The organism is Streptomyces sp. NPDC058691, from assembly GCF_042714775.1.
Taxonomy (GTDB): domain Bacteria; phylum Actinomycetota; class Actinomycetes; order Streptomycetales; family Streptomycetaceae; genus Actinacidiphila.
Map to the genome: position 1 here is coordinate 1 of NZ_JBHXSO010000131.1, position 5,176 is coordinate 5,176.

Below are 5,176 nucleotides of genomic sequence, written 5' to 3' on the forward strand. Positions count from 1 at the left end.
GCCGAGGGCATCGACATGGGCCCGTCCCCGACGGACGCCGCCCTGGCGGCCGACCTCGCGCTCCCGATCGAGGAGCTCGAGCTCACCGTCCGTTCGTACAACTGCCTCAAGCGTGAGGGAGTTCACTCGGTGGGTGAGCTCCTGGCGCGTTCCGAGGCCGACCTGCTCGACATCCGCAACTTCGGTGCGAAGTCGATCGACGAGGTCAAGGCGAAGCTGGCCGGCCTGGGCCTGGCCCTCAAGGACAGCCCGCCCGGATTCGACCCGACCGCGGCTGCCTTCGGCGCGGATGACGGCGGGGACGCGGGTTTCGTGGAGACCGAACAGTACTGAACGTAGTGCTGGGCCCCGGGGGAGTCAGGACGGCAGACCGCCTGTCCCCCCGGGGCACCCGGGCACCCGGCTGCGCCCCGGCCGTCACAGGCGTCACAGGCGGACGGTGATCAGGGCGATGTCGTCGGCGCCGCCGTGGCTGAGGCCGAGGCGGTCGAGGACGGTGTCGGCGAGGGGCTCCGCGGCAAGGTGGGCTTCCTCGGTGAGAAGGTCTGTGAGGCGCGCCAGACCGGTGTAGATGTCCTCGCCGCGGCGCTCGATGAGCCCGTCGGTGTAGAGCACCAGCGCGTCACCCGGCGCGTAACCCACACTCGCCTGCGGCCGCGCCACATGGGCCGGCCGCGCCCCGAGGGGCGGGTCGGTGGCCTGGTCCAGCAGCACGACGCTCCCGTCGGCCCGCAGCAGGACCGGTGGGGGATGACCGGCGCTGCTGTACGTGATCTCCCGGCACTCCCGCGTGATCAGCACGCTCACGGCGGAGGTGGCGAGGGCGCCCTCGACACAGCGCGCGTACTGCCCGAGGATCTCCAGCGCCTGGGCCGGTCCGTGGTCGGTGCGCATCGCCGCGCTGAGGGCGCTGCGCAGCATGCCCATGACGCTCGCCGCCTCCAGGCCGTGGCCGACGACGTCGCCCACGGCGACCGCGAAGCGGTCTCCCGGCAGGTCGACCACGTCGTACCAGTCCCCGCACACGTTCAGCGAGCCCGTGGCCGGCAGATAGCGCACCGCGACGTCGCTGTGCTGGGCGAGGTCCGGTGAATGGAGCATGGCCTCCTGCAGGGTCATCGCGACCTGGCGTTCCCGCGCGTGCGCTCCTCGCAGTTCGTCGTTGAGGCGCTGAAGCTCGCGGGCGCGCGCGTACAGCTCGGCCTCCATCGCCTGCTCCCGCGCGCTCGGGTTCGTGCCCCTCGGGGCGTGCCGGTCTCGGCGGGCCTGTACGAAGGCGGTCACGTCCTCCACCCGGTGGATGATCCAGGCCACGCTGCCGTCCGGCGCGAGGACCGGGGTGTTGATCGGGCTCCACCAGCGCTCCTCGAAGGCGCCGGGCCGCGACACCACCGGGATGTCGTACCTCTGCGGGGCCATGGTGTCGGACGTGCGGAAGGCGAGGACCCGGTTCAGCGAGGCGCTGAGGTTGCGCACCCCGTCCGCCTGGGGATCGGCGGGATTGTCGGGGAACGCGTCGAAGATGTGCCGGCCCAGCAGGTCCTCGCGGGTCCGCTCGGTCGCCTCCAGGTAGGCCTGATTGACGCCCACGATCATGAGACCGGGGTCCAGTACCAGATAGGGGCTCGGGGTCGCCGCGAACAGAGCCGCGTAGTCGATCTCCGGGGTCGCCGCGGTTCTCCGGCCGTCGTCCGTGCCTGACAGGCCCACTCATCCAATTTATAAGGTGCGCCTCGCCGTCACCTGTCGCACGGCCCGAGCGCAGACGTCCCGCCTCATTCGCGGGGCCACACCCCCCGCTGCAGCCGGCGCAGCAGTGGGGCCGCGCCGTGCGGAGCGGGCCTACGCGAGCCCTGCCCGTCCTGCCCGCCCTTCACGGCGTCGCGGATGCGCGTGAGCGCGGCGAACCGTTCCCGGCGGGCGTGCGCGGCCCGGTCCAGCTCCTCCATCAGGCGCTGCGAGCGGTGTTCGGGGGTCAGTTCGTCGAGGATGCGGTCGACCTCCGCCAGGATGGCGCCGTGCAACTGCCAGGCGTGCGGATGCTCGCGCACCCGGTCCAGCAGCAGCTGCGCGACGTTGTCACGGCTCGCGCGGGCGGCGCTGAGTTCGGCCGCCAGCCGCTCCTCGGCCTCCTCGGCGTTGCGGCTCACCTGCGTGGTCACCAGGACGGCGAAGCTCACCAGGGCGCCGCCGAGGTGCGCGAAGAGCTGCTCCATGCCGACCGCCACGTCGCGGGCGAACAGCGGCTCGTCCTCGCCCCGCCGTCTGGCCAGGTCCGTCAGCGAACGCGTCAGGACGCGCAGCACCACGACGCAGATCTCCAGGGTGTCCAGGCCGGTCCGCAGCACCACGCGCGACAGCAGCCCCTCTTTGACCCGCGGGTTGAGGCGCAGGCTGTCCTCGGCCCGGCGCAGCGCGACATCGACCTCGGCGACGTCCTGGTCCAGCCGGCGTGCCTCGCGCAGCCGGGCCTCGGCCTGTTCGACAGCGGTGGGCGCGTCCAGTTCCTCCGAGACGCGCAGCAGCAGATGCCGCATGCGGCGGGCGAGGTCCTCGATGGACTCGCCCGCGGTGCCGACCCACACGGGCGGCGCGAAGAGGAAGTTGAGCAGCAGGCCCACGCCCGCTCCGATCAGCGTCTCCAGCACCCGGTCCCATGCCTGGTGCGCCAGCTGGGTCACCCCGAGGACCAGCATGGCGCTGATCGCCACCTCGTTGACGAACTCGTCGACCCGCACGAACTGGCCGACCACCAGCGCCGCGAGCACGATGAGGCCGAGGCTCCACCAGGTCAGGCCCACCAGCGCGCTGAATCCGACCGCCAACAGCACGCCCACCACAACGGAGTTCACCCGCCGGATGCCCGTGGTGATCGTGGAGTAGAGGGTGACCTGGACGACCAGCAGCGCGGTGAGGGGAGCGGTGAGCGGCGCCGCTTCCGTGCTGACCCGGAGGGCGATGGCGTAGGAGATGGTCGCCGCCACGGTGGCGCGCAGCGTCAGCGTGACGACGGGGTCCCTGCCGCGCTTGAGCAGCGCGGCGACAGCTTCACGAGCAGGCATCCCCTGTCCTTGCCCGCACCGGCCGCTCGTACACCTGACCTGGGCACATGCCGAGGGGGTATTCCGTAGCCGCGGTGCGGGAACGGACAGCGCCGGGGCGGAGGGCACGTGGCCCCCGCCCCGGCGCGGCCGGACGGGATCTGCTGACGTCAGTTCTGCGAGGCGGGTCCGGACGGCATGTACTCCTGCCCGTCGTACACCGGGGGAACCGTCGGCAGACCGAGGGCGATCGGAGCGTCGGGCAGCCCGGCGCCCTGCCGCAGGTGGTCCGTGCCCGGCACGGGCCGGCTGGCCGTGCGGAGCAGCGCCATGAGGTGGTCGGCGCGCTCGGCGGTCCGGGGGTGCGGGGTGGTGCGCAGCTGGTCGTGGTGGGCGAGCAGCAGCGCCGCGAGACCGGTGAGGTGGGCGGCGGCCAGCGCGGTGCCGTCGGCGACGGAGTAACCGTTGCCCGGAACCGTGGTGACGATCGCCGCTCCGGGGGCGATCAGGTCCACCCCGGGACCGATCGGCGTGAAGGGCGCGGGGAACGGGCCCGGCCACGGCGGCTGGACCGCGGCCACCGGGCTGCCGGGCGGGTAGGTGCCGGTGTGCGCCAGCGCACCGACGGCGAGCACGGTGGGCAGGGCCGCGAGTGGCGTGACCGCCGCGTTGGTGTCGCCGGCGGGCGCGATCACTGCGATTCCGGCCGCGTGGGCGTCCAGCAGCTTCCACGCCACGAGCTGCGAGGGCTGGCCGAACGACAGGTTGATCTGGGCCAGGTCGATGTCGTGGGTGACGCAGCGGTCGATCGCGTCGAGCAGGTCGCTGACCCGGCCGCCCGGGAACAGCTTGAGGGCGTGGAGCTCGGCGTCGGCCGCGATGCCCGTCACGCCGGAGCGGTTGTCGGCGGCGGCGATGATGCCGGCGCAACGGGTGCCGTGCCCGGTCGCGTCCGACTGCCACCCGCCGTCCTCCGCACCCGGGGTGAAGTCGGCACCGTGCCAGACGGTGTCCTTCAGATCGGGGTGGTGGGCGTCGACGCCGGAGTCCAGCAGGGCGATGCGGATGCCGTGCCCGCGGTAGGTCGGCGGGATCTGGTGCAGGCGCATCGCCTGCGTGCCCCAGCCGACCAGCGGCTGGTCGGGGAAGCCCTCGAAGGTGTCGGCCAACGCCAGGACCTCGACCGCCAGTTCCGTGGACTGCGCGGCGTCCTCCAGCAGCTGCGGGCGTCCGGTGCGCGTCGGCCAGTAGCCACCGACCGGGCGGACGTACAGCGAGCGCAAAGTGGCGGGGGTGTCGGCGGGCAGCGTCAGCCGCGCGCGGCCGTCGGCCCCGGTGACCGCGTACGAGGTCATGCTCGTGCCCGTGGCCCATACCTCGGCGCCTCCGACGGACTGGCCGTCACTGCCGCTGACGCGCACGGTCAGCTGGTGGGGCTCGCCCAGGGTGACGCCGATCGCGGGGTCGGCGGCTGGCGCCGCGAGAGCCGCGGGGGCGGGGGCGGACGGGTAGGACAGCGGCTGGTCGGACTCCACCACGATCTGCGGGTTGGCGGCCAGCGCCTGGGCCCGTTCGTGGGGCATGGCGACGACCGCGACCGCGGGACACATGGGGAGGGGTCCGGCGATGGCCCCGAGCCCGCGGGCCCGGGACGGCCGCACCTGGCGCAGCGGCTCGACGTCCGGGTCCTCCTCCAGCAGCTCGAACAGCGCGGACGCCTCGATCGGCGGCACGCCGCCGGGCAGCCAGGAGACGGGCTTCGGCGCGACGAGGTAGCGCCCCCAGCCGCTGCGGGTCTGCCGGGTGCCGTCGCGCCTGGGGGTCTGCCGGAACGACTGCTCGGCCCCCCGGTTCTGGTCCTGGTCGTGCTCCTGCCGGGTGTTCGCCTGCGCGCTGGTCTGCGACTCCCGCGGGCCACCGGTCTCGGCCGCGGGGCCCGACTTGCGGCCACCGTTCCTTGAGCCGCCGGTCCCCTTCGCCGCGGCGCCGTTGCCGTGCTGCTCGCTCATCACTCCGCCTTCACCCTGGTAGCTCCTGCATTTCCACCCTCAACAACCGGCCGCGCGGTCCGGTGCCGGACCCGCCCGGCCGTGGTGACGGCCCCGGCCGGGCGGGAACACCGAGGTGTTCCCGCC

4 protein-coding genes are annotated in these 5,176 nt (G+C 73.5%); 1 reads left to right on the forward strand and 3 read right to left on the reverse strand.

Annotation, left to right across the window (positions count from 1 at the left end; genetic code table 11):
• Positions 1-333: DNA-directed RNA polymerase subunit alpha C-terminal domain-containing protein (locus ACFWVC_RS38450; protein ID WP_384299418.1), on the forward strand; the 333-nt coding region annotated here is incomplete at its 5' end.
• 93 nt (positions 334-426) lie between these two features.
• Here ACFWVC_RS38450 and ACFWVC_RS38455 read toward each other — a convergent pair.
• The 3 genes from ACFWVC_RS38455 to ACFWVC_RS38465 form a co-directional block, all read right to left on the reverse strand.
• Complete coding sequence (locus ACFWVC_RS38455) at positions 427-1,710, reverse strand: PP2C family protein-serine/threonine phosphatase (protein WP_384299425.1); 1,284 nt, start codon at positions 1,708-1,710, stop codon at positions 427-429.
• A 65-nt stretch (positions 1,711-1,775) separates the two neighbouring features.
• Positions 1,776-3,062, reverse strand: coding sequence for an aromatic acid exporter family protein (locus ACFWVC_RS38460; RefSeq protein ID WP_384299433.1), 1,287 nt, complete (start codon positions 3,060-3,062; stop codon positions 1,776-1,778).
• Between the two features lie 149 nt (positions 3,063-3,211).
• On the reverse strand, positions 3,212-5,050 hold the full coding sequence (locus ACFWVC_RS38465; RefSeq protein WP_384299441.1) for a S8 family serine peptidase: 1,839 nt from the start codon (positions 5,048-5,050) through the stop codon (positions 3,212-3,214).
• Between the last annotated feature and the right edge of the window lie 126 nt (positions 5,051-5,176).

Excerpts from the sequence above, each read along its gene's own strand:
- ACFWVC_RS38460 (WP_384299433.1), bottom strand. The coding sequence starts at position 3,062 with ATGCCTGCTCGTGAAGCTGTCGCCGCGCTGCTCAAGCGCGGCAGGGAC.
- ACFWVC_RS38465 (WP_384299441.1), bottom strand. The coding sequence starts at position 5,050 with ATGAGCGAGCAGCACGGCAACGGCGCCGCGGCGAAGGGGACCGGCGGC.